Annotated in this window: 17 protein-coding genes; 9 read left to right on the top strand and 8 right to left on the bottom strand. The window is 61.2% G+C overall.

The features are described from left to right. Positions 1 to 449: 449 nt before the first annotated feature. The 3 genes from ccoG to BUC04_RS22260 form a co-directional block, all read right to left on the bottom strand. Positions 450 to 1,859, bottom strand: a complete 1,410-nt coding sequence (ccoG, locus tag BUC04_RS22270; protein ID WP_067665246.1) for a cytochrome c oxidase accessory protein CcoG — start codon at positions 1,857 to 1,859, stop codon at positions 450 to 452. Positions 1,860 to 1,948: 89 nt separating this feature from the next. Continuing rightward, positions 1,949 to 3,229, bottom strand: coding sequence for an NAD(P)/FAD-dependent oxidoreductase (locus BUC04_RS22265; RefSeq protein WP_067665243.1), 1,281 nt, complete (start codon positions 3,227 to 3,229; stop codon positions 1,949 to 1,951). 9 nt (positions 3,230 to 3,238) lie between these two features. Beyond that, positions 3,239 to 4,618 (bottom strand): glutamine synthetase family protein, encoded by a 1,380-nt coding sequence (locus BUC04_RS22260; RefSeq protein ID WP_067665240.1) that lies wholly within the window; start codon positions 4,616 to 4,618, stop codon positions 3,239 to 3,241. 279 nt (positions 4,619 to 4,897) lie between these two features. On the opposite strand from BUC04_RS22260, the gene BUC04_RS22255 reads away from it, so the two are divergent. From BUC04_RS22255 to BUC04_RS22230, 6 genes are all read left to right on the top strand, one after another. Beyond that, on the top strand, positions 4,898 to 6,229 hold the full coding sequence (locus BUC04_RS22255; protein WP_067665261.1) for a glutamine synthetase family protein: 1,332 nt from the start codon (positions 4,898 to 4,900) through the stop codon (positions 6,227 to 6,229). Between the two features lie 15 nt (positions 6,230 to 6,244). Further along, positions 6,245 to 7,615: an aspartate aminotransferase family protein gene (locus BUC04_RS22250; RefSeq protein ID WP_067665237.1), complete on the top strand. Its 1,371-nt coding sequence runs from the start codon at positions 6,245 to 6,247 to the stop codon at positions 7,613 to 7,615. A gap of 36 nt (positions 7,616 to 7,651) precedes the next feature. Continuing rightward, positions 7,652 to 8,752: a polyamine ABC transporter substrate-binding protein gene (locus BUC04_RS22245; RefSeq protein ID WP_067665234.1), complete on the top strand. Its 1,101-nt coding sequence runs from the start codon at positions 7,652 to 7,654 to the stop codon at positions 8,750 to 8,752. 101 nt (positions 8,753 to 8,853) lie between these two features. Beyond that, positions 8,854 to 9,996, top strand: a complete 1,143-nt coding sequence (gene potA / locus BUC04_RS22240) for a polyamine ABC transporter ATP-binding protein (RefSeq protein WP_067665231.1) — start codon at positions 8,854 to 8,856, stop codon at positions 9,994 to 9,996. Next, positions 9,993 to 10,916 (top strand): putrescine ABC transporter permease PotH, encoded by a 924-nt coding sequence (gene potH, locus BUC04_RS22235; RefSeq protein WP_067665228.1) that lies wholly within the window; start codon positions 9,993 to 9,995, stop codon positions 10,914 to 10,916. Before potA ends, potH begins: the two co-directional genes overlap by 4 nt. After that, complete coding sequence (locus tag BUC04_RS22230) at positions 10,913 to 11,767, top strand: ABC transporter permease subunit (protein WP_067665220.1); 855 nt, start codon at positions 10,913 to 10,915, stop codon at positions 11,765 to 11,767. The genes potH and BUC04_RS22230 overlap by 4 nt, the downstream gene beginning before the upstream one ends. Before the next feature lie 56 nt (positions 11,768 to 11,823). Here the strand turns inward: BUC04_RS22230 and BUC04_RS22225 are convergent, their stop codons facing one another. Together BUC04_RS22225 and BUC04_RS22220 are read right to left on the bottom strand one after the other, a co-directional pair. Further along, positions 11,824 to 13,317 carry an aldehyde dehydrogenase gene (locus BUC04_RS22225; RefSeq protein WP_067665217.1) on the bottom strand — a complete coding sequence of 498 codons (1,494 nt, stop codon included), beginning with the start codon at positions 13,315 to 13,317 and terminating at the stop codon, positions 11,824 to 11,826. Positions 13,318 to 13,405: 88 nt separating this feature from the next. Further along, on the bottom strand, positions 13,406 to 13,948 hold the full coding sequence (locus BUC04_RS22220; RefSeq protein WP_067665214.1) for a cupin domain-containing protein: 543 nt from the start codon (positions 13,946 to 13,948) through the stop codon (positions 13,406 to 13,408). 209 nt (positions 13,949 to 14,157) lie between these two features. Here BUC04_RS22220 and BUC04_RS22215 point away from each other — a divergent pair, with 209 nt between their 5' ends. The 3 genes from BUC04_RS22215 to BUC04_RS22205 are packed head-to-tail and all read left to right on the top strand — an operon-like array spanning position 14,158 to position 17,700. Further along, positions 14,158 to 15,489 carry an omega-aminotransferase AptA gene (locus BUC04_RS22215; protein ID WP_067665211.1) on the top strand — a complete coding sequence of 444 codons (1,332 nt, stop codon included), beginning with the start codon at positions 14,158 to 14,160 and terminating at the stop codon, positions 15,487 to 15,489. 9 nt (positions 15,490 to 15,498) lie between these two features. Continuing rightward, positions 15,499 to 16,992, top strand: a complete 1,494-nt coding sequence (locus BUC04_RS22210; RefSeq protein ID WP_067665208.1) for a CoA-acylating methylmalonate-semialdehyde dehydrogenase — start codon at positions 15,499 to 15,501, stop codon at positions 16,990 to 16,992. A gap of 9 nt (positions 16,993 to 17,001) precedes the next feature. Further along, positions 17,002 to 17,700, top strand: coding sequence for a glutamine amidotransferase-related protein (locus BUC04_RS22205; protein WP_067665206.1), 699 nt, complete (start codon positions 17,002 to 17,004; stop codon positions 17,698 to 17,700). 97 nt (positions 17,701 to 17,797) lie between these two features. Here the strand turns inward: BUC04_RS22205 and glmS are convergent, their stop codons facing one another. The 3 genes from glmS to glmU form a co-directional block, all read right to left on the bottom strand. Continuing rightward, positions 17,798 to 19,630: a glutamine--fructose-6-phosphate transaminase (isomerizing) gene (glmS, locus tag BUC04_RS22200; RefSeq protein WP_067665203.1), complete on the bottom strand. Its 1,833-nt coding sequence runs from the start codon at positions 19,628 to 19,630 to the stop codon at positions 17,798 to 17,800. A gap of 16 nt (positions 19,631 to 19,646) precedes the next feature. Further along, a complete protein-coding gene (locus tag BUC04_RS22195) occupies positions 19,647 to 20,420 on the bottom strand; it encodes a DeoR/GlpR family DNA-binding transcription regulator (RefSeq protein WP_067665201.1) in 774 nt (257 codons plus the stop codon). 132 nt (positions 20,421 to 20,552) lie between these two features. Further along, the gene (gene glmU / locus BUC04_RS22190) at positions 20,553 to 21,905 is read right to left on the bottom strand and encodes a bifunctional UDP-N-acetylglucosamine diphosphorylase/glucosamine-1-phosphate N-acetyltransferase GlmU (RefSeq protein WP_067665198.1); all 1,353 of its coding nucleotides are present in this window, start codon (positions 21,903 to 21,905) and stop codon (positions 20,553 to 20,555) included. Positions 21,906 to 22,015: the final 110 nt, after the last annotated feature.

Below are 22,015 nucleotides of genomic sequence, written 5' to 3'. Positions count from 1 at the left end.
CTCCGAAGAGCAAGACGTACTCAATGAATACTGAATTGATAATTTAGTCCGAAGACCAAATTACTCTGCATGTTGTGCAGTCACTCAGTAGCATCGAGAAAATGATGATTTCTCAATCCTGCGTGAGTGCCCACACAGATTGTCTGACATATTGTTAAAGAGCAGTGCCTCATCACCGAGGCAGGAGGCGTATTCTAGTGAATCCACCGTGGTCGTCAAGGGAAGTTTCGAACTTTCTTTCTGACCGCCGACATTTTAACCAATCGGGTATGTAACCCTTGGTGGCGCTGGCTTTGCATCTCGTTGAGTTGCTCGCTGTGCCCCGTCGACAGGAAGCGCATTATAGGGAGCCGGATTTATTCCGCAAGAGGATATTCAATAAAAATATCGCGTTCGAATGAATATTAATCCGAACGCGTTATTTTTGGTCTTTTTGCTGTTTTTAAGGGCTACATCTGGCTGATAAAGCGCGACGCCGCCCGGGCTTCGGTGCCATTTTGCCGGTCTGCCACAATAAAGGTGATATCCCGCATCGGCCGATCCAGCTCAACCGGGTCTACCGCGATGCTGACGGGCAGGGTAAAGACCTCGCCGGCTTTTACCTCGATGCTTTGGGGTCCCTGCCACTGGTAGGTATCCAGTCCCTCGACCGCCAGGGCAAACTGCTGGGGCTGCTCCGTCTTGTTGAGGATCTTCAGGGTATAGACGTTCTCAATCAGGCCATCGCGATTCTCACGGAACAGCTGGTTGCGATCCCGCAGTACATCCACCTGCACCGGCGCCAAGGTCATCAACATATAGAGGAAGGCCATCAGGATGCCGCCGAACGCCACGCCATAACCCACCAGCTTGGGCCGGCCGACCTTGGAGCGGCCCCCTTCGAGCTGGCGCTCGGTGGTATAGCTGATCAGCCCCTTGGCGTAGTTCATCTTGCTCATCACATCGTCGCAGGCATCGATGCAGGCACCACAATTGATGCACTCGTACTGCAAGCCGTTGCGGATATCGATGCCGGTGGGGCACACCTGGACGCAGAGGCTGCAGTCGATGCAGTCCCCCAGGCCCAGGGCCTTGGGATCCTGCTTGCGACCACGCGGCCCCCGTGTTTCGCCCCGGGCGGCGTTGTAGCCAACGATAAAGGTGTCCTTGTCGAACATCACCGATTGGAAGCGCGCGTAGGGGCACATGTGCAGGCACATGATTTCCCGCATCCAGCCGGCGTTGCCATAGGTCGCCAGGGTAAAGAAGGCGGTCCAGAAGTAGATCCCCGCCGAGGCCTGACCGGTAAACACGTCCAGGTAAAGGTTTCGCGCCGGCTCAAAGAAGGAGATAAAGGTCAGTGCGGTGAACAGACTGATGGCGATCCAGGCACCGTGCTTGGCGCTCTTGCGCCACAGCTTGTTCCAATCCCAGGGAGCCTGGTCGAGCTTCATCCTTTTGTTGCGGGGCCCCTCGATCTTCTCTTCGAACCAGATAAAGATGAAGGTCCAGACCGACTGGGGGCACATGTAGCCACACCAGACCCGGCCGAGGAAGGTAGTGACAAAGAACAGGGCAAAGGCCGCCATCATAAAGAGGAAGGCGAGCAGGATGAGATCCTGGGGCCAGACCGTCAGGGCAAAGACGTGAAACTTGCGCTCGCCCAGGTCAAACAACACCGCCTGGCGGGCGTCCCAGTTGAGCCAGGGCAGGATCAGGAACAGCCCGATCATCACCCAGCCCATGCGGCGACGCAGCTGGCTCCAGATCCCTTCAGTTTTTCGGACGTAGATACGGTGACGTGGATTGAAGCGTTCCGCCTTGGCCGCTTCCGCCGTTTTGACCTTGATGCGCTCGGGGGGGGTTGCCTTGAGACTCATTACTGCGACGGTTCCCTGTGGTTCGCAATGCTAGCGCCAGTATATCAGAGCCCCCATACAAACCGGCAACACCGGCTCAACCCATGGCATTACAACATGTCACGCATTCGGTACCAGGCCATCGCCAACACCAGCGCCGGGGTGCGCAGTAACCGCCCACCGGGAAAATCGTGGTGCGGGATGCGCGCCATCAGATCGAAGCGCTCGGCGGTGCCCGCCACCGCCTCCGCCATCAGGGTGCCGGCCATGCCGGTGAGGGCGATGCCATGCCCGGAGAAGCCCTGGGCAAAGAAGATGTTGTTGGCCTGGCGACCAAAGTGGGGGGCCCGGTTCATGGTGATCCCCACGTAGCCGCCCCAGGTGAACTCCTGCTTAACCTGCTGCAACTGGGGGAAGACTGCGTGCATCCGCTTGGCCATAGCGCCCTGCAGGTTTATGGGATCCAATCGTGAGTAGCTGACCCGGCCGCCAAACAGCATGCGGTGATCCGCCGACAGGCGGAAATAGTCGAGCACAAAGTTGATGTCGGCAATGGCCATGTTGTTGCGGATCAGTGCCTGGGCCTGCTCCTCGCCCAAAGGTTCGGTGGCGGTAATGTAGGTACCCACCGGCATCACCTTGGACTCCACCTTGGGAGCCAGCCCGTCCAGGTAGGCGTTGCAGGACATTACCACCTGGCTGGCCCGCACCTTGCCTTTCGGGGTATGCAGCACCACCGTCGACCCTTGCTCAATCTTAACCACCGGGCTGTGCTCAAATACCTGCGCGCCGGCCTGCACCGCCGCCCGAGACAGCCCCAGGGTGTAGTTCAGTGGGTGCAGATGGCCGGAGTTGCTGTCGTAAAGCCCGCCAAGGTAGGCCTCTGAACCCAACTGCTGCTCCAGTCGGGACTTATCCCAGATCTCGACACTCTCGTAGCCGTACTGTTCAGTCAGCTCTTGGTGCCACTGCTTGAGCTCATTCATGTGACGGGGTTTGACCGCGGCATGGAAGTGGCCCTCGGCCAGATCACAGCGGATCTGGTGCTCGGCGATGCGCTGCTTGGTCTGGCTGACCGCCTCATCGGCAATGGTCCACAGCTTACGGGCATCGTCCGGCCCCACCAGCTTGGTTAGGGTTGATTGCTCGGCGGCGTAGCCGAAGATCAGCTGGCCACCGCTGCGCCCGGACGCGCCCCAGCCAACCCGTTTGGCCTCCAGCACCGCCACTTTATAGCCGCGCTGAGCCAGCTCCAGAGCCGCAGCGCTGCCGGTGATGCCACTGCCCACCACGCAGACATCGACGGTCAGCTCCTCTTCAAGGGCAGGGTGGGTCGCAATGCCCTGGGCACTGGCGGCATAGTAGGAGTCGGCGTGCTGTTCTGAGGTCATAGTGGCTCGCTAGATGGTGTTCTGATACCACTGCAGTTCCAGTGGCGTGATCTGTTGTTCGAAGCGGTCAATCTCTGCCTGCTTGACCTGTTGATAGACCTGGCAGAAGTCGCTGCCTAGGTAGGCAGGCAGGTGCTCGGCCGCCGCAAAGCCGTCGACTGCGGCCTGCCAGCGACAGGGCAGGGCCTCCAGCTTGGCATCACCGGCGTTACCCTCGATGGGAGCCGGCGGCTGCAGCTGCTGGCTGAGCCCATGCAGGGCACCGGCGATCACCGCCGCGGCCACCAGGTAGGGGTTGGCGTCGGCCCCACCCAGGCGGTGTTCGATGCGGGTATCCGCCGGACTGCCATTGGGGATCCGCAGCGCCACGGTACGATTGTCGTAGCCCCAGCAGGGCAGGGTGGGGACAAACATGTCCGGCTGCATGCGACGGTAACTGTTGGCATGGGGTGCAAACAGCAGTTCGCTTTCCCCCATCAGCGCCAGCATGCCCGCCACCGCCTGCTTTAACAGGCTCTCATCGCTGGCGAAGCGGTTGGCTCCCTGGCCATCGAGCAGGCTCAGGTGCAGGTGCAAACCGGAGCCCGCCAGCTCCTGGTGCGGCTTGGCCATAAAGGTGGCGCCATAACCGTATTTGGCGGCTACCGCTTTGACCACACGCTTAAGCATGACGGCCTGATCGCAGGCCTTTACTGCGTCCGGCAGGTGCAGCAGGTTGATCTCAAACTGGCCAGGAGCATACTCGGCCACCGCATTGGAGGCGGCGATGCCCTGCTGCTGGCACACCGCATTAACCTCATCCAGGAAGCCCTCGAACTGATCCAGATCGTCCAGCGAATAAACCTGGGTCGCGGCTGCCCGGGTGCGACCATCCGGCGTCAGTGGCGGCTGCAGCGCCCCCTCTTCATTACGCTCCTGGTCCACCAGGTAGAACTCCAGCTCCACCGCAATGCAGGGGGTGTAGCCCAGGGCCTGCATCTGTTCCACCACCCGGGCCAACACGTTGCGAGGCTCAGCGCCGTAGGGGCTGGCGTCGTTGTCCACCATGGTCAGCATCGCCTGCCCCATGGGTTTATCGTGCCAGGGTGCCAGGCACAGGCTGCCGGGCACCAGGTAGCAGCGGCGGTCGCTGTCGCCACTGGAGAACCCCAACCCGGTCTCTTCCACGGTTTCGCCGGTGATGTCGAGGCCAAACACCGAGGCAGGCAGACACACCCCCTCTTTGGCCACCTTGTCCAACTGCGATGGCAGGATCCGTTTTCCCCGCAACACGCCGTTGATGTCAGGCAGCACCAGATCGATGGCCGCCAGCTCCGGGTGCTGCTGTAAAAAATGCTCCGGAGAGGCGTGATTGCCCTCCTCACCAACCAGGTTCAAGTGTTTAGCCAAGTTGAACGCTCCTTTGACCGCCACGGCGCGCGATTCTGTATCGGTTCCAGCGCACGAGGTGTTTAGCATATTAAAACAATGGCGGCATATATCCGGAAATGCGTCGCAAAACCGCCTTGATTACTTTTACTTTAATAAACACCCGTTTATTGACATCGACCATAACCCGTGCCAAAAATGAGCGCAACTACTGCATGCAACGCGGCAGTGCATTTAGTTTAATAAACAAGATTCAAGGCGCCTGGCAGCCAGGCGGGGGGAACGATGCATCGGGTAAACATGGAGCGGATCCGGGCCTGGATGAAGGAGCACAAGATCACCGAGGTGGAGTGCCTGATCCCGGACTTTACCGGCAACGCTCGCGGTAAGATCCTTCCAGCAGACAAATTCCTGAAAGAGCGGGGCATGCGTCTGCCCGAAAGCATCTTTGTCCAGACCGTCACCGGCGATTGGCCGGATGACGATGACATGATCGATCCCATCGAGAAAGACATGGTGTTGGTGCCCGACCCCAACACCCTGCGTTTCGTGCCCTGGGCCGGCGAGCCCACCGGCCAGGTGATCCACGACTGTTACGACACCGCCGACAACCCGGTGGACATCTCACCCCGCGCGGTACTGCGTAAGGTGCTGGGCCTCTACCAGGACAAGGGCTGGACCCCGGTGGTGGCACCGGAGGTGGAGTTTTTCCTGGTTAAGACCAACGAGGATTGGGACTACCCACTGGAGCCGCCCATCGGTCGCAACGGCCGGCCCGAGACCGCACGACAATCCTTCTCCATCGATGCGGTCAACGAGTTTGACCCTATCTTCGAGGAGATGTACGACTTCTGCGATGCCCAGGGACTGGAGGTGGATACCCTGGTGCATGAGCAGGGCGCCGCGCAGATGGAGATCAACTTCCTCCACGGCGATGCACTGGAGCTGGCCGATCAGGTGTTCCTGTTCAAACGCACCATGCGCGAGGCGGCACTGCGCCATAAGGTGTACGCCACCTTTATGGCCAAGCCGATGGAGGAGGAGCCAGGCAGCTCCATGCACATCCACCAGAGCCTGGTGGACCAGGCCGGCAATAACATCTTCTCCACCGAACAGGGGGAGATGAGCGAGCTGTTCCTCAACTACATCGGCGGCATGCAGAAGTACTCCCGTAACGCCATGGCCTTCTTCGCTCCCAACGTGAACTCCTATCGTCGACTGCAGTTTGGCGACAGTGCCCCCACCAGCGTGGCTTGGGGCGTCGATAACCGTACCGTCGGGTTGCGGGTACCGGAATCCCCGGCCAACGCCCGCCGGGTAGAGAACCGCTTCGGCGGCGCCGACGCCAACCCCTATCTGGCCATCGCTGCCAGCCTGGCCTGTGGTTACCTGGGGATGATCGAACAGCTCAACCCCACCGATCCCTTGACCACCAGCGCCTACGACCAGCCCTTTGCCCTCAACCGCACCCTGGAGGACAGCCTGATCGCCCTGGAGGAGTGCCAGCCCCTGGCGGAGATCCTCGGCGAGCGGTTTGTGAAGGCCTTCGTCGCCGTCAAACGCAAAGAGTACGAAACCTATTCCAAAGTGATCAGTTCCTGGGAGCGGGAATACCTGCTGCTGAACGTTTAACGCACGGAGTGCACCATGACTGGATTGACCGAACAGACCCAATCCTGGCAGCAACTGGATGCTGCCCACCATCTACACCCCTTTACCGATAACCAGGCACTGGGGCAGAAAGGCAGCCGGGTCGTCACCCACGCCGAGGGCGTTTACGTCTATGACTCCGAGGGCCACAAGACCCTGGATGGCATGGCCGGGTTGTGGTGCGTCAACATGGGCTACGGTCAGCAGGCGGTGATCGACGCCATCACCGAGCAGCTCAAGGTGCTGCCCTACTACAACCTGTTCTTCCAGAGCACCCACCCCACCGCCGCCGAGCTGTCGGCGCTGCTGGCCCAGGTGCTGCCAGCCCATATGAACCGGGTGTTCTACACCGGCTCCGGCTCGGAGTGCAACGACACGGTGATCCGCATGGTGCGCCACTACTGGGCCAGCCAGGGCAAACCGGACAAGACCGTGATGATCAGCCGCCATAATGCCTACCACGGCTCCACCATGGCCGGTGCCAGCCTGGGCGGAATGAAGCCGATGCATCAGCAGGGTGGCCTGCCAATCCCGGACATCTGCCACATCGATCAGCCCTACCACTTCGAAGAGGGTGGCAACCAGGATCCGGAAACCTTTGGCCTCGAGCGCGCCCGCCAGCTGGAGCAGAAGATCCTGGAGCTGGGTGAGGATCGCGTTGCCGCCTTTATCGCCGAGCCGATCCAGGGCGCCGGTGGGGTGATCATCGCCCCGGACAGCTACTGGAAGGAGATCAAACGGATCTGCGACCAGTACCACATCCTCTTTATCAGTGATGAGGTGATCTGCGGCTTTGGCCGTACCGGCCACTGGTTCGGCTGCCAGTACTACGGCATCGAGCCGGACCTGATCTCCATGGCCAAGGGGATCACCTCCGGCTACCTGCCACTGGGTGCCGTGGCAGTCAGCGATCGGGTGGCGCAAGGCCTGCTCAGCCAGGGGGGCGAGTTCAATCACGGCTTTACCTATTCCGGCCACCCGGCGGCCTGCGCCGCGGCCATCGCCAACATCAAGCTGATGCAGGAGCAGGACATCGTTACCCGGGTGCGCGATGAGATCGGCCCCTACCTACAGCAGCAGTGGGCCACCCTGGCGGATCACCCGATTGTCGGCGAAACCCGCGGGATCGGCATGGTTGCTGCTTTAGAACTGGTAGAGAACAAGGTCCCGCGGACCCGCTTCCACAAGGATAAGGAAGCGGGCATGGTCTGCCGGGAACACTGCATTGCCAATGGCCTGATCATGCGGGCAGTGGGGGACACCATGATCATTGCACCGCCTTTGATCATCACCCGCACCGAAGTGGATCAGCTGGTGGCGACTGCTCGCAAGAGCCTCGACGATACGTGGCGGTCTTTGCAACGTTGAGCTCATGGATTGACATCAACTACGAGGGAGAACCCCATGCAAGGAAAGGAAACCCAACGCGCTGCCCTGTTTGGGCTCACCGCCCTGCTCAGTGCCGGTGCACTAGCAGCGGAAGAGCCGGTGCTGCACGTCTACAACTGGTCTGACTATATCGCCGAGGACACCATCGCCAACTTCCAGAAGGAAACCGGCATCAAGGTGGTGTACGACGTGTTCGACTCCAACGAGGTACTGGAGGCCAAGCTGCTGACCGGCAACTCCGGTTACGACCTGGTGGTCCCCTCCAGCGATTTCATGGGCCGTCAGGCCAAGGCCGGGGCCTTCCAGAAATTGGACCGCGCCCAACTCAGCAACTACGCCAATCTTGACACCGGATTGATGGAGCTGCTGCTGGACAAGGATCCGGGCAACCAGTTTGCCGTGCCTTACCTGTGGGGCACCACCGGACTGGGCTACAACGTCGATGCCATCAAGGCGCGTCTGGGTGACGACTACGAGGTCAACAGCTGGGACCTGGTGTTTAAGCCGGAGCTGATCAGCAAGCTGGACTGCGGTGTTGCCTTCCTTAATGCACCCACCGAGGTGATCCCCGCCGCCATGCACTACCTGGGACTGGATCCCAACTCCACCAACCCCAAGGACATCAAGCCGGCGGAAGAGCTGCTGATGCAGGTACGCCCCTACATCACCTACTTCCACTCTTCCCAGTTCATCAACGACCTGGCCAACGGCGACATCTGCCTGGCGGTAGGCTGGTCAGGTGACGTGCTGCAGGCCTCCGATCGCGCCGCCGAGGCGGAGAATGGCATCACCGTAGAGTACGTGATCCCGCAAGAGGGCACCCTGGTCTGGTTCGATCTGATGGCCATTCCTCGGGATGCCAAGCACCCGGAGAACGCCCACAAGTTCATCAACTACCTGATGCAGCCTGAGGTGATGGCCGGGATCTCCAACTACGTCTGGTACGCCAACGCCATCCCGGCTTCCAAGGCAGAGATCGACGAAGAGGTCACCAGCCACCCGGGGATCTACCCGCCGGCTGAGTTGGAAGCCAAGCTGTGGAGCGCCAAGATCACCCCGCCGAAGATGAGCCGTGCCTTCACTTCGTCATGGAACCGAATCAAAAAGGGTAACTAACACCCTGTAACCAGTAGTCAGTACCAGAAAGCGGTACGGGTTGGGACCTGGGGGGGTAACAAACCGTTTTTCTGGTGCTACTTCTTCATGGAGAGTCCGAGATGGCCGCAGTGGAAGTGGCAACAACGCAACCGGCCGGCGCGGCCGGTAAACCAAGCAAACCCTTGCTGGAGATCCGCAACGTCGGCAAAAGCTTTGATGGGATCCCGGCGGTCGATGATGTCAGCCTCACCATAGACCAGGGCGAGATCTTCGCCCTGCTGGGGGCGTCCGGCTGCGGCAAGTCCACCCTGCTGCGGATGCTGGCCGGGTTCGAAACACCCAGCGCCGGCCAGATCCTGCTGGACGGCCAGGACCTGGCGGGGATCCCGCCGCACCTGCGTCCGGTCAACATGATGTTCCAGTCCTATGCCCTGTTTCCCCATATGTCGGTATGGGACAACATCGCCTTCGGGCTCAAACAGGACAAGCTGCCCAAAGAAGAGATCGCCAGTCGGGTCAAGGAGATGCTCGAACTGGTGGACATGAGCCAGTACGCCCGGCGCAAGCCCCATCAACTGTCCGGCGGTCAGCGCCAGCGCATTGCCCTGGCCCGCAGCCTGGCCAAGCGGCCCAAGCTGCTGCTGCTGGACGAGCCCATGGGGGCACTGGATAAAAAACTGCGGGAAAAGATGCAGCTGGAGGTGGTGGATATCCTCGAGCGGGTCGGCGTGACCTGTGTGATGGTAACCCACGACCAGGAAGAGGCGATGACCATGGCCTGGCGGGTGGCCATCATGAACCAGGGTAAGCTGGTGCAGGTGGGGTCGCCGGAGGAGATCTACGAACACCCCAACTGTCGCATGAGCGCTGAGTTCATCGGCTCGGTCAACCTGTTCGAGGGTAACCTGAGCCAAACCGACGCCGACAGTGCCTTGGTGGAAAGCCAAGACCTGCTGCAGCCCTTGCACCTGGCCCATGGCGTCGCCGGTAACATCGGCAGCGCCCTGACTGTGGCGGTGCGCCCGGAGAAGATCACCCTGAGTCATCAATCCCTGCCGACCCAGCCCAACAGCTGCAGTGGCACGGTGGAAGATATTGCCTACCTCGGTGGCCAGTCCATCTACCATGTCCGCCTCGACAGCGGCAAAAAGGTGATCGCCACGCTGCCCAACAGCTCACGCTACCGCAAGAACCTGCCCAAGTGGGAAGAGAAGGTGTGGCTGAGCTGGGAGTCGGACAGCAACATGGTGTTGGCGCTATGAGAGCCCTGGCTAACTTCGGCCGCTCGTTCCGGCGTCGTATCCTCAACGGCCGCTTTGCGGTCATCCTGATGCCCTACAGCTGGCTGCTGCTGTTCTTCCTGGTGCCCTTTGCCATCGTCTTCAAGATCTCGCTGTCGGAGGCGCAGATCGCCATCCCGCCCTACAGCGAGCTGGTCACCTTCGCCGACGATAAGCTGCAGCTGGTGCTGAACATCAGCAACTACTACTACCTGTTCGAGGACGATCTCTACTTCGACTCCTACCTGCAGTCGGTCAAGATCGCCGCCCACTCCACCCTGTTCTGTCTGCTGATGGGCTTCCCCATCGCCTGGGCCATCGTCCACTCCCGGCCAGCCACCCGCAACCTGCTGCTGATGCTGATCATCCTGCCCAGCTGGACCAGTTTCCTGATCCGCATCTACGCCTGGATTGGCATCCTCAAGAATAACGGGCTGCTCAACAACCTGCTGCTCTGGGCCGGGGTGATTGAACAACCACTGCAGATCCTGCACACGCCGATAGCGGTGTACATCGGCATCGTTTATGCCTACCTGCCGTTTATGATCCTGCCGCTGTACAGCGCGCTGATGAAGATCGACTACTCCCTGGTGGAGGCGGCCCAGGACCTGGGGGCCAAACCGGTCACCATTTTGTTTAACGTGATCCTGCCGCTGTGCCGCGGTGGCATCATCGCCGGCTCGATGCTGGTGTTTATCCCGGCGGTGGGGGAATTTGTTATCCCCGAGCTACTCGGCGGTCCCGATTCGCTGCTGATTGGCCGGGTGCTGTGGCAGGAGTTCTTCAATAACCGTGACTGGCCGGTGGCCTCGGCGGTGGCGGTGGTGATGCTGTTGCTGCTGACCATCCCCATCCTCTGGTTCCACCACTATCAACGCAAAGAGCTGGAGGGCAGAGCATGACCCCTATTCCGGTCAGCAAGTCGCCAATGCGGCCCATTACCCTCGGGCTGGCGATGCTGTTTCTCTATGGCCCGATCCTGATCCTGATGATCTACTCCTTTAACAGCTCCCGGCTGGTGACGGTGTGGGCCGGCTTTTCCACCGAGTGGTACGGCAAGCTGTTCCAGGATGCGCTGATGATGAACGGCATCAAGCTCAGCCTGTTGATCGCCCTGGCTGCGGCCACCGCCGCGGTGGTGATCGGCACCGTGGCGGCCTTTGTGCTCACCCGCATCGGTCGCTTCCGTGGCGAGTCGCCCTTCGCCTTTATGATCACCGCGCCGCTGGTGATGCCGGAGGTGATCACCGGGCTGTCGCTGCTGCTGCTGTTCATCGCCATGGCGCAATCCCTCGGCTGGCCAACCCAGCGGGGCTTCCTTACCATCTGGGTCGCCCACACCACCTTCTGCTCCGCCTACGTGGCGGTGGTGGTCAGTGCCCGATTGAGGGAGCTGGACGCCTCCATCGAGGAGGCAGCGCAGGATCTTGGCGCCACCCCGTTCAAGGTGTTCTTCCTGATCACCCTGCCTTCCATCATGCCGGCGGTGGCAGCCGGCTGGCTGCTGGCCTTTACCCTGTCGTTGGATGATCTGGTGATCGCCAGTTTCGTTTCCGGCCCCAGTGCCTCCACCCTGCCGATGGTGGTGTTCTCCAGCGTGCGGCTCGGGGTCAGCCCCAAGATCAACGCCCTGGCGACCCTGATCATCCTGACGGTGGCCACCGCCGCCTTTATCGGCTGGTGGTTTATGGCCCGGCAGGAGAAGCGCCGCCAGCAGGAGCTGGCGGAGGCAGCCCGCAGCTACCAGTCCTGAGTACAACCAACAAAAAACGCCCCGCCAATCGGCGGGGCGTTTCTGTTGATGCTGCGCTAGAGCTCGATCCAGGTGCTCTTCAGCTCGGTGTATTTCTCCATGGCGTGGAGCGACTTGTCCCGACCATTGCCCGACTGCTTGTAGCCGCCAAAGGGCATGGTCATGTCACCGCCGTCCCAGTTGTTGACGAACACCGTACCGGCCCGCAGCGCCCGGGAGCCCTGGATAGCGGTCTTGATGTCGCTGGTCCAGAGCCCGGCTGCCAGGCCGTAGTCGCTGTCATTGGCGATGGCCACCGCCTGGTCGATGCCATCAAAGCTCAGCACCACCAGCACCGGGCCAAAGATCTCCTCCTGGGCGATGGTCATATTGGGGGTGACGTCGGTGAAGATAGTGGGCTCGATAAAGTAGCCGCCGCTGTCCTGGCGCACCGCCTTACCGCCGCACAACAGGGTAGCGCCTTCGGCCTGGCCAATCTCGATGTAGCGCAATACCCGCTGCATCTGGGCTTCATCAACGATGGCCCCCATGGCGCTGTTGGGATCCAGCGGGTCGCCCGGCTGCCATTGTTCTGCCTGCTGCTTCAGCCGCTCAATGAACGGGGCGGCAATGGCCCGGTCCAGCAACAGGCGGGAGCCGGCGGTACAGACCTCGCCCTGGTTGTAGAAGATGGCGGCCGCGGCAGTGGCGGCGGCCTTGTCCATGTCCGCCACGTCGGCACAAACAATGTGAGCACTCTTGCCGCCACACTCCATAAAGGCCCGCTTCATGTTACTGCGCCCGGCGCACTCCAGCAGATGCTTACCCACGGCAGTGGAGCCGGTGAAGGTGATGCAATCCACGTCCATGTGCATCGCCAGCGCCTCGCCCACGGTATGGCCAAAGCCCGGCAGCACATTGAAGACTCCCGGCGGCAGGCCCGCTTCCTGTGCCAGCGAGGCGAGGAACAACGCGCCTAGCGGGGATTTCTCCGAAGGTTTGAGGATCACCGAGTTGCCGGTGGCCAGTGACGGCCCCAGCTTCCAGGCGGCCATCACCAATGGGAAGTTCCAGGGCACCACCGCCGCCACTACCCCTAACGGCTCCCGGGTGACCAGCGCCAGGGCGGAATGATCCACCGGGGCCACCTCGTCATAAAGCTTGTCGATCGCTTCGGCATGCCAGCGGATAGCCCGGGCGGTGGCCGGCGCATCGTAACCCAGTGCATCGCCGATGGGTTTGCCCATATCCAGGCTTTCCAGCAGCGCCAGGGTATCGATGTGGGCCTCTATCAGATCGGCCCAGCGACACAGGATCCGCTTTCGCTCCGTGGGTGCCAGTTGGCACCAGTCCCCCTGCTCGAAGGCGCGCCGCGCCGCCGCCACCGCCAGCTCGGCATCCGCAACATCGCAGCTGGCCACCTGGGTCAGCAGCTGACCCGTAGCGGGGTTGATGCAATCAAAGGTGGCGCCATTGGCCGCCGCCTGGAACTGGCCATCGATGAAGGCCTTGGAGGGTAGGGCAAGGGCAGAAGCCGCCGCGTGCCAATGGGTTCGATCTCGCACAGTCATAACAGGCTCCCAGCCAGAATGCGTAAGATCCAACATAATCAACGCCCTTACCGAAGTAAAGGCGATTGATTAGTAAAATAAACAAGATTCAGAAGGTGGGTGGGGTATTGGCGGAGACCAGGCGGGCCGGCTGGCTGCCGATGTTACGGAAACGGTGGGGGCGCTGACTGTCGAAGTAGTAGCCATCGCCGGGGCCCAGCAGGAACACCTCATCGCCCACGGTCAGCTCCACCTCACCCTCGATCACCACACCGCACTCCTCGCCCTCATGGCATAACATGTCGGTGCCGGTATCGGCACCGGGGGCCAGGGATTCATTCAACATGCCGATGGCACGGCCCTTGAGGCTATGACCCACCAGGCGATACTCGATCGACTCCGAGCCAATGTCCGGCATCTGTTCGGCCCGAAACACCACCTGGCTGGGCTGGGACTCGGCCATGTCAAAGAAGGTGGTCAGCGAGATCGGGATGCCATCGAGCACCTTTTTTAACGACGACACCGACGGGCTGACGGCGTTGTTCTCAATCTGGGAGATGAACCCGTTGGTTACCCCCGTACGCTTTGCCAGCTCGCGCTGGGATAACCCGCTGCCAAGGCGGATGGCCCGCAGCCTTTGACCTATATCCATGCTGTGCTTTCCCACTGTCCGTACATTTCGTTAACAGGACGGTTGCGTGAATTTGCCGTTTAATATTATTCTTTCAGTGTTAAATATCATATAACGCGGTGGGTCGATAGGGAACCGCTGAGGAAGTGGCAAGGCCGCTTTTTTTTGCCCACCGCTGTTTAATTTAATAACCAACCATCAGGGTATCGTCACGAGCCCGAGGAGGTGGCATGAAAGCGGTCACGGATATCACGGCCCCAGAGGCGCTGTCGGCATTCTGGATGCCCTTTACGGCTAACAAGCAGTTCAAGGCCGCCCCGCGGATCCTCAAATCCGCCAAAGGGATGTACTACTACACCGAGGACAACAAGCCGGTACTGGATGGCACCGCGGGGCTGTGGTGCTGCAATGCCGGCCACGGCCGCAGCAGGATTACTGAGGCGGTCAGCCAGCAGGTTGCCCACCTGGACTTTGCCCCCACCTTCCAGATGGGCCACCCACTGCCGTTCGAGCTGGCCCACCGACTGACCGAGATCACCCCGGCGGGGATGGATCGGGTGTTTTTCACTAACTCCGGCTCCGAATCGGTGGACACCGCCTTGAAGATCGCCCTGGCCTATCAGCGATTGATAGGCCAGGGTAGCCGCACCCGGCTGATTGGCCGCGAGCGGGGCTACCACGGGGTCGGCTTCGGTGGCATCTCGGTGGGTGGGATCCCCAATAACCGCAAGTTCTTCGGTTCGTTGCTGACCGGCGTCGACCATCTGCCCCATACCCTCAATATCGACCGCCACGCCTTTACCCGGGGCCTGCCGCCAGCCCAGCCAGAGCTGGCCAACGCCCTGGAAGGGATCGTCGCGCTGCACGACGGCAGCAACATCGCCGCGGTGATCGTCGAGCCGATTGCCGGCAGCACCGGCGTACTGATCCCACCGGTTGGCTACCTCAAGCGCCTGCGGGAGATCTGCGATCAGCACGATATCCTGCTGATCTTCGACGAGGTGATCACCGGCTTTGGTCGTATCGGCAGCCCCTTTGCAGCGCAGGAGTTCGATGTCCTGCCTGACATCATCACCAGCGCCAAGGGTCTAACCAACGGCACCATCCCCATGGGGGCGGTGTTCGTCCGCAACGCCATCTACGACGCCTTTATGGAGCACGGTGGCCCCGCCATTGAGCTGTTCCATGGCTACACCTACTCCGGCCACCCGGTGGCGGCCGCCGCCGGCCTGGCCACCCTCTCGCTCTACCAGGAGGAGCAGTTGTTCGACCGGGCCCGGGACCTGTCAGATTACTGGGAGCAGGGCCTGCACAGCCTGCGTGGCCTGCCCAATGTCATCGATATCCGTAACTACGGTCTGGTGGGGGCGGTGGAGCTGGCGTCCGAGCCGGGAGCACCGGGCAAGCGCGCCTACAACGTCTTTACCAAGGCCCTTGAGCTGGGGGCACTGATCCGGGTCACCGGCGATGTCATCGCCCTCTCCCCACCGCTGATCATCGAGCGGGAGGAGATAGACCAACTGTTTAACCTGCTTGCGGATGCCCTGGTTCAGGGCCAATAGGAAGGCTTTATGCGTCAGATCGACAACTTCATCAACGGCCAGCGTCAGGCCAGCACCAGCGAGCGCAACGGGCCGGTGTTCAATCCGGCCAACGGTGAGCGCATCGCCCAGGTTGGGCTGTCGTTACCCAGCGAGGCGGAGCAGGCCATCGCCGTGGCCAAGCAAGCCCAGGTAGCGTGGGGCAACCAGGCTCCACTGCAACGGGCAAGAGTCCTGTTTCGCTTTAAGGCCCTGCTGGAGGAGCACAAGGACCGTCTGGCAGCCATGATCACCGAGGAGCACGGCAAGGTGCTGTCGGATGCCCACGGTGAGCTGGTGCGGGGGCTGGAGGTGGTGGAGTTTGCCTGCGGCATCCCCCACCTGCAAAAGGGCGAACACAGCCAGAACGTCGGCAGTGGGGTCGACAGCCACAGCCTGATGCAGCCGGTAGGGGTTTGCGCCGGGATCACCCCGTTTAACTTTCCCGCCATGGTGGCAATGTGGATGTTTCCTATTGCTTTGGCCTGTGGCAATAGCTTTATTCTGAAGCCTTCAGAGAAGAACCCCGGGGTCGCCCTGGAACTGGCGGCATTGCTGCAGCAAGCCGGATTGCCAGATGGGGTGTTTAATGTGGTCAATGGCGATAAGGCAGTGGTGGATACCCTGCTGACCCACCCAGAGGTGGCAGCGGTCAGCTTCGTCGGTTCCACCCCCATCGCCCAGTACATCTACGCCACCGCCAGTGCCCATGGCAAGCGGGTGCAGGCGCTGGGTGGGGCCAAGAACCACATGCTGGTGATGCCGGATGCGGATCTGGACGGCACGGTCAGTGCCCTGATGGGCGCCGCCTACGGTGCCGCCGGCGAGCGCTGCATGGCGATCTCCGTGGCCATGGTGGTGGGGGATGAGACCGCCGACAAGCTGGTAGCCAAGCTGACGCCGGCGGTGGCCGAGCTACGGGTTGGCCCCGGCCTGGCACAGCAGCCGGAGGCCCAGATGGGGCCTGTGATCAGCGCTGAGCACAAATCCCGCATCCTAGACTATATCGAGTCGGGGATAGAGCAGGGGGCCGAGCTGGTGGTCGATGGCCGCCATCAGCCAGGCCCGGGTTTCTTCCTTGGCGGCACCCTGTTTGACCGGGTCCAGCCACCGATGCGGATCTACCAGGAGGAGATCTTTGGGCCAGTGCTGGCGGTGGTGCGGGTGCCGGATTATGAGACCGGGCTGGCGCTGATCAATCAACACCAGTACGGCAACGGCACCGCCATCTTTACCCAAAGTGGCGATCTGGCCCGGGACTTCTCCCATCGGGTCCAGGTGGGTATGGTGGGGGTAAACGTGCCGATCCCGGTGCCCATGGCGTTCCACAGCTTCGGTGGCTGGAAGCGCTCGGTGTTCGGCCCGCTCAATATGCACGGCAGTGATGGGGTGCGTTTCTATACCCGGATGAAGACCATCACCGCCCGCTGGCCGCGCTCGGACACCCGAGAGCAGGCCGATTTTGTTATGCCCACCATGAAGTAAGGAGTGACCATGGAGATCGGGATCCTGGACTGCGACCGGGTCGACCCCAAGCTGGCCAGCGAATACGGCCAGTACGCCGACATGTTCATCCGTGGCCTGAGTGAGCTCAGCGATGGATTGCGCTTCCAGGTGTTCGACGCCATGGCAAGCGAGCTACCTGCACCTGACAGCCTGTCTGCCTGGATCATCACCGGCAGCCGCCACAGCGCCTACGAAGAGCTGCCCTGGATTGCGCAGCTCAAAGACTGGATCCAGCAGGCCCAGAAACACCCCACCCGAATAGCCGGGATCTGCTTCGGCCACCAGGTGATCGCCGAAGCTCTTGGGGGCAGGGTGGCAAAACACCCTGGGGGCTGGGGTATGGGCAGCTACCCCACCCGACGCACTGGTGCACCGGATTACCTGGCGGACAGCGATCCTGAGCTGTACCTGTTGTCATCCCACCAGGACCAGGTGGTGCAGTTACCGCCGGGCGCACAGCTGCTGGCCACCTCGGCCTTCTGCCCCCATTACAGTTTTGGCCTGGATGACCGGGTGCTGACGGTGCAGGGTCACCCCGAGTTCCTGGTCGGCTACAACCGGGCGCTGGCGGACAAGCGTAGGGAGCAGATTGGCGAGGCGGTCTATGAGCAGGCGCTGGCCTCGTTCGAGCGTCCGCCTCAATCCCAGCGATTCCTGCAGGGGATGCTGCGCTTTTTTGCGTCATGATGTTCCATGTGAAACCCGTTCTCCGTCTCACTGACGCGGAATAGGCACAAAAAAAGCGCTGCCTAAGCAGCGCTTTTTTTATCGCCAACCGGTGGAATTACTCCACGGTCACGGACTTGGCTAGGTTACGCGGCTGGTCTACATCGGTGCCCTTGATCAGCGCCACGTAGTAGGACAGCAGCTGCAGCGGCAGGGTATAGATGATCGGCGCGATGAACTCGTCGCAATGCGGCACCGGGATCACCTTCATGGTGTCATCGCTTTCAAAGCGGGCGTCCACATCGGCAAACACGTACATCAGGCCACCGCGAGCGCGAACCTCCTCCACGTTGGACTTCAGCTTCTCCAGCAGTTCGTTATTGGGAGCCACCACGATCACCGGCATGGCGGCATCGATAAGCGCCAAGGGGCCATGCTTCAGCTCACCAGAGGCGTAGGCCTCGGCGTGAATGTAGGAGATCTCTTTGAGCTTCAGCGCCCCCTCCATGGCGATGGGGTATTGATCACCCCGTCCCAGGAACAGCGAATGGCTCTTATCGGCAAAATCTTCCGCCAGCGCCTCGATGGCGTCGTTCAGACCCAGTGCCTGCTCCACCTTACTCGGTAGCTGCTGCAGGCTGGAGACCAGCGCCGCAACAGCAGCATCGCTCATGCCGTTATGGGTACCGATGGCACCGGTGAGCATCGCCAGCGCCGCCAACTGCACGGTAAAGGCCTTGGTGGAGGCCACGCCGATCTCGGCACCGGCCTTCATCATGTAGGCCATGTCGGACTCACGCACCAGCGAGGAGCCCGGTACGTTACAGATGGTCAGGCTGGCCATGTAGCCCATTTCCTTGGCCAGGCGCAGGGCGGCCAGGGTATCGGCGGTCTCACCAGATTGGGAGATGGTGACGATCAGGCTGTCCGGGAACACATGGGACTTGCGGTAGCGGAACTCGGAGGCGATCTCGACGTTGCAGGAGACCCCGGCGTGCTGCTCCAGCCAGTAGCGGGCAACCATGCCGGCGTGGTAGCTGGTGCCACAGGCGATGATCTGTACGTGCTTGACCTTGGCCAGCAGCTCGGCGGCGTTGTCACCAAAGGCCTCGGGTACCACTTTACCGCCGGCCAGACGACCATCAAGGGTACGCTGCAGCGCCAGCGGCTGCTCGTGGATCTCTTTCATCATGTAGTGACGGAACTCGCCCTTGTCACCGGCATCGTGGCTAACCTCAGACTCCTTCACCTCGCGAGTTACCGGGTTGCCATCAACATCAAAGATGTTCACCTCACGACGGGTGATCTCTGCCACGTCCCCCTCCTCCAGGAAGGCGAAGCGACGGGTCACCGGCAGCAGTGCCAGCTGGTCGGAAGCGACAAAGTGCTCGCCCACGCCGTAGCCTACCACCAGTGGACTGCCAGAGCGGGCCACGATCAGGCGTTCGGGCTGGGTGCGGTCCACCACCACGGTGCCGTAAGCGCCTTCCAGCTGCTTTACTGTGGCCTGAACCGCCGCCAGCAGGGTGTCGTGGGATTTCAGTTCATGGTGCACCAGGTGACAGATCACCTCTGTGTCGGTATCTGAAGCGAAGGTGTAGCCTTCGCTTTTCAGATGCTCACGCAGCTCAACGTGGTTCTCGATGATGCCGTTGTGCACCACGGCAACACGGTCGCTGGAGAGATGGGGGTGAGCATTGCGCTCAGACGGCTCACCATGGGTAGCCCAACGGGTATGGGCAATGCCGGTGCCCCCGGCCAGCGGGGTTTCGTTCAGGGCGTTGTCCAGCTCCTGCACTTTACCCAGACGACGCAGGCGACCCAGCTCACCGTCAGCTGTCAGGATCGCTACCCCGGCGGAGTCGTATCCGCGGTACTCCAGCCGCTTCAGTCCCTCTACCAGGATCTCCGCCACATCACGCTGCGCTACTGCGCCAACAATGCCACACATAGGTGCTCCTAAACTTTTAATGCTGTACGACAGCGCAGATAACCTGCACGCCGTGGGATTCAATCTGTTTGACCACCGAGTCATCTACTCGGTCGTCGGTAATCAATCGGGTCACCCGGTCCCAGGGCAGCTCCAGGTTGGGGATGCGACGGCCGATCTTATCCGCCTCCACCATCACATTGACCTCGCGGGAGACCTCCGCCATCACCCGGGACAAGCCCAACAGCTCGTTAAAGGTGGTGGTGCCCCTTGCCACATCAATACCATCGGCGCCGATAAACAGCTGGTCAAAATCGTAGGAGCGCAGCACCTGCTCCGCCACCTGGCCCTGGAAGGATTCAGAGTGAGGATCCCAGGTCCCACCGGTCATCAGCAGGGTGGGCTCCGGCTCCAGCGACCGCAACGCCTCCGCGCTGTCCAGAGAGTTGGTCATCACCACCAGTCCGCGCTTACTGCCCAGCTGTCCAATCAGGGCTGCGGTGGTGCGGCCACTGTCGATGACGATGCGCTGGTGGTCGCGGATCTGGCTGGCGGCCGCCTGGCCGATGGCCTGCTTAAAGGGCGATACCTTGTGGGCCGGGTCGTCACTTACCAGCTCGGTCGGCAACGGCACTGCGCCACCGTAGCGACGCAGCAATAGCCCCGCGGATTCCAGTGCCGCCAGGTCTTTGCGAATAGTGACCTCGGAGGTGGCGAACTCCCGCGCCAGGCGGTCCACACTAAGCTCGCCCTGCTGGTTAACCAGGGCAACGATATTATGGCGGCGCTGTTGGGTGTTACGTTTCGACATGAATCATTATCTTTCGAACCGAAAGTTAGAAAGTATAAAAACAAAACAAGAGAGATCAAGCCAAAGAAGCGAAATTGGCGGGTAGGATCTGAACTTGAGGCAATAAAAAAGGAGGCTATGGCCTCCTTGGTGTTATTTCTTCTTCACCGGTCGCTGCCAACCGCTGATGTGGCGCTGCTTGGTACGGGTCAGCACCAGCTCGCCTTCGCCAACGTCCTTGGTGATGGTGGATCCGGCAGCAATGGTGGCACCCTTGGCCACGGTCACCGGAGCCACCAGCTGGGTATCGGAGCCGACAAACACCTCATCTTCAATCACCGTCAGGTGCTTGTTGGCGCCATCGTAGTTGCAGGTGATGGTGCCGGCACCGATGTTGACCTTGCTACCTACCTGGGCATCGCCGATGTAGGCCAGGTGGTTGGCCTTGGAGCCTTGGCCAAGACGGGCCTTCTTCATCTCGACGAAGTTGCCAATATGGCTGTCGTGCACCAGCTCGGCGCCGGGACGCAGACGGGCAAAAGGCCCGGCACTGCACACCTCACCCACGGAGGCGCCCTCAACGATGGTGTAGGGCTTGATTACACTGCCCTTGCCAATATGGCAATCCTTCAGCAGACAACCGGCACCAATCTGCACATCATCCTCGATGGTCACCTTGCCCTCTACCACCACATTGACGTCGATGGTGATGTCAGAGCCGGTGGTCAGCTCGCCACGCAGGTCGAAGCGGGCAGGATCGATCAGGGTAACGCCAGACAGCATCAGCTGCTCGGCGGCACGGGCCTGGAAGGCGCGCTCCAGCGCCGCCAACTGCAAGCGGTTGTTGGCCCCCTCTACCTCGATGGCGGAATCCGGCTGGGCGGTTTCGACTCCCCCCTCGGCGGCCGCCATGGCGATCACATCGGTGAGGTAGTATTCGCCCTGGGCGTTCTCGTTGGAGAGGTTACCCAGCCACTGCTTCAGTGCCTTGCCCGGTGCCACCAGGATACCGGTATTGACCTCGGTAATGGCCAACTGCTCGGCATTGGCGTCCTTCTGCTCAACGATGGCGGTCACCTTGCCGTGCTGGCGGACAATGCGGCCATAGCCGGTGGGGTTGTCCAGGGTGACGGTAAGCAGGCCGATGCCGTTGTCAGGCTGCACCGCCAGCAGACGCTCCAGGGTCTGGGTCTGGATCAGCGGCACATCGCCATAGAGTACCAGCAGGGTGCTGTCGTCATCCCAATCGGCCATGTTCACCGCGTGACCGGTACCGAGCTGCTCCGCCTGCAGCGCCCACTGGACACTGTTGTGGCTCAGCGCGGCCTTCAACTGGTCGGCACCGTGGCCGTAAACCAGGTGGGTCCGTTGCGGGTTCAGTGGCGCCGCAGCGTCGATGGCATGTTGAACCATCGGCTTGCCCGCCACCGGGTGCAGTACCTTGGGCAGCTTGGATTTCATCCGGGTTCCCATCCCCGCCGCGAGGATAACCACTTCCAGTTTCATCAGGTTTTCTCGTTGATTGATTTCGAACGTTATTATACCCAGCGAGAGGGGATTGATCAGCGACCAGACGGCAGGCAATAAAAAAGGCACCCCGAAGGGTGCCTTTTTGG

The sequence above is a fragment of the Ferrimonas marina genome (genome assembly GCF_900129905.1).
GTDB classification, from domain to species: Bacteria; Pseudomonadota; Gammaproteobacteria; order Enterobacterales; family Shewanellaceae; genus Ferrimonas; species Ferrimonas marina.
The sequence above is the reverse complement of the archived record's forward strand: the minus strand, read 5'-3'. Positions and strand labels throughout refer to the sequence as shown.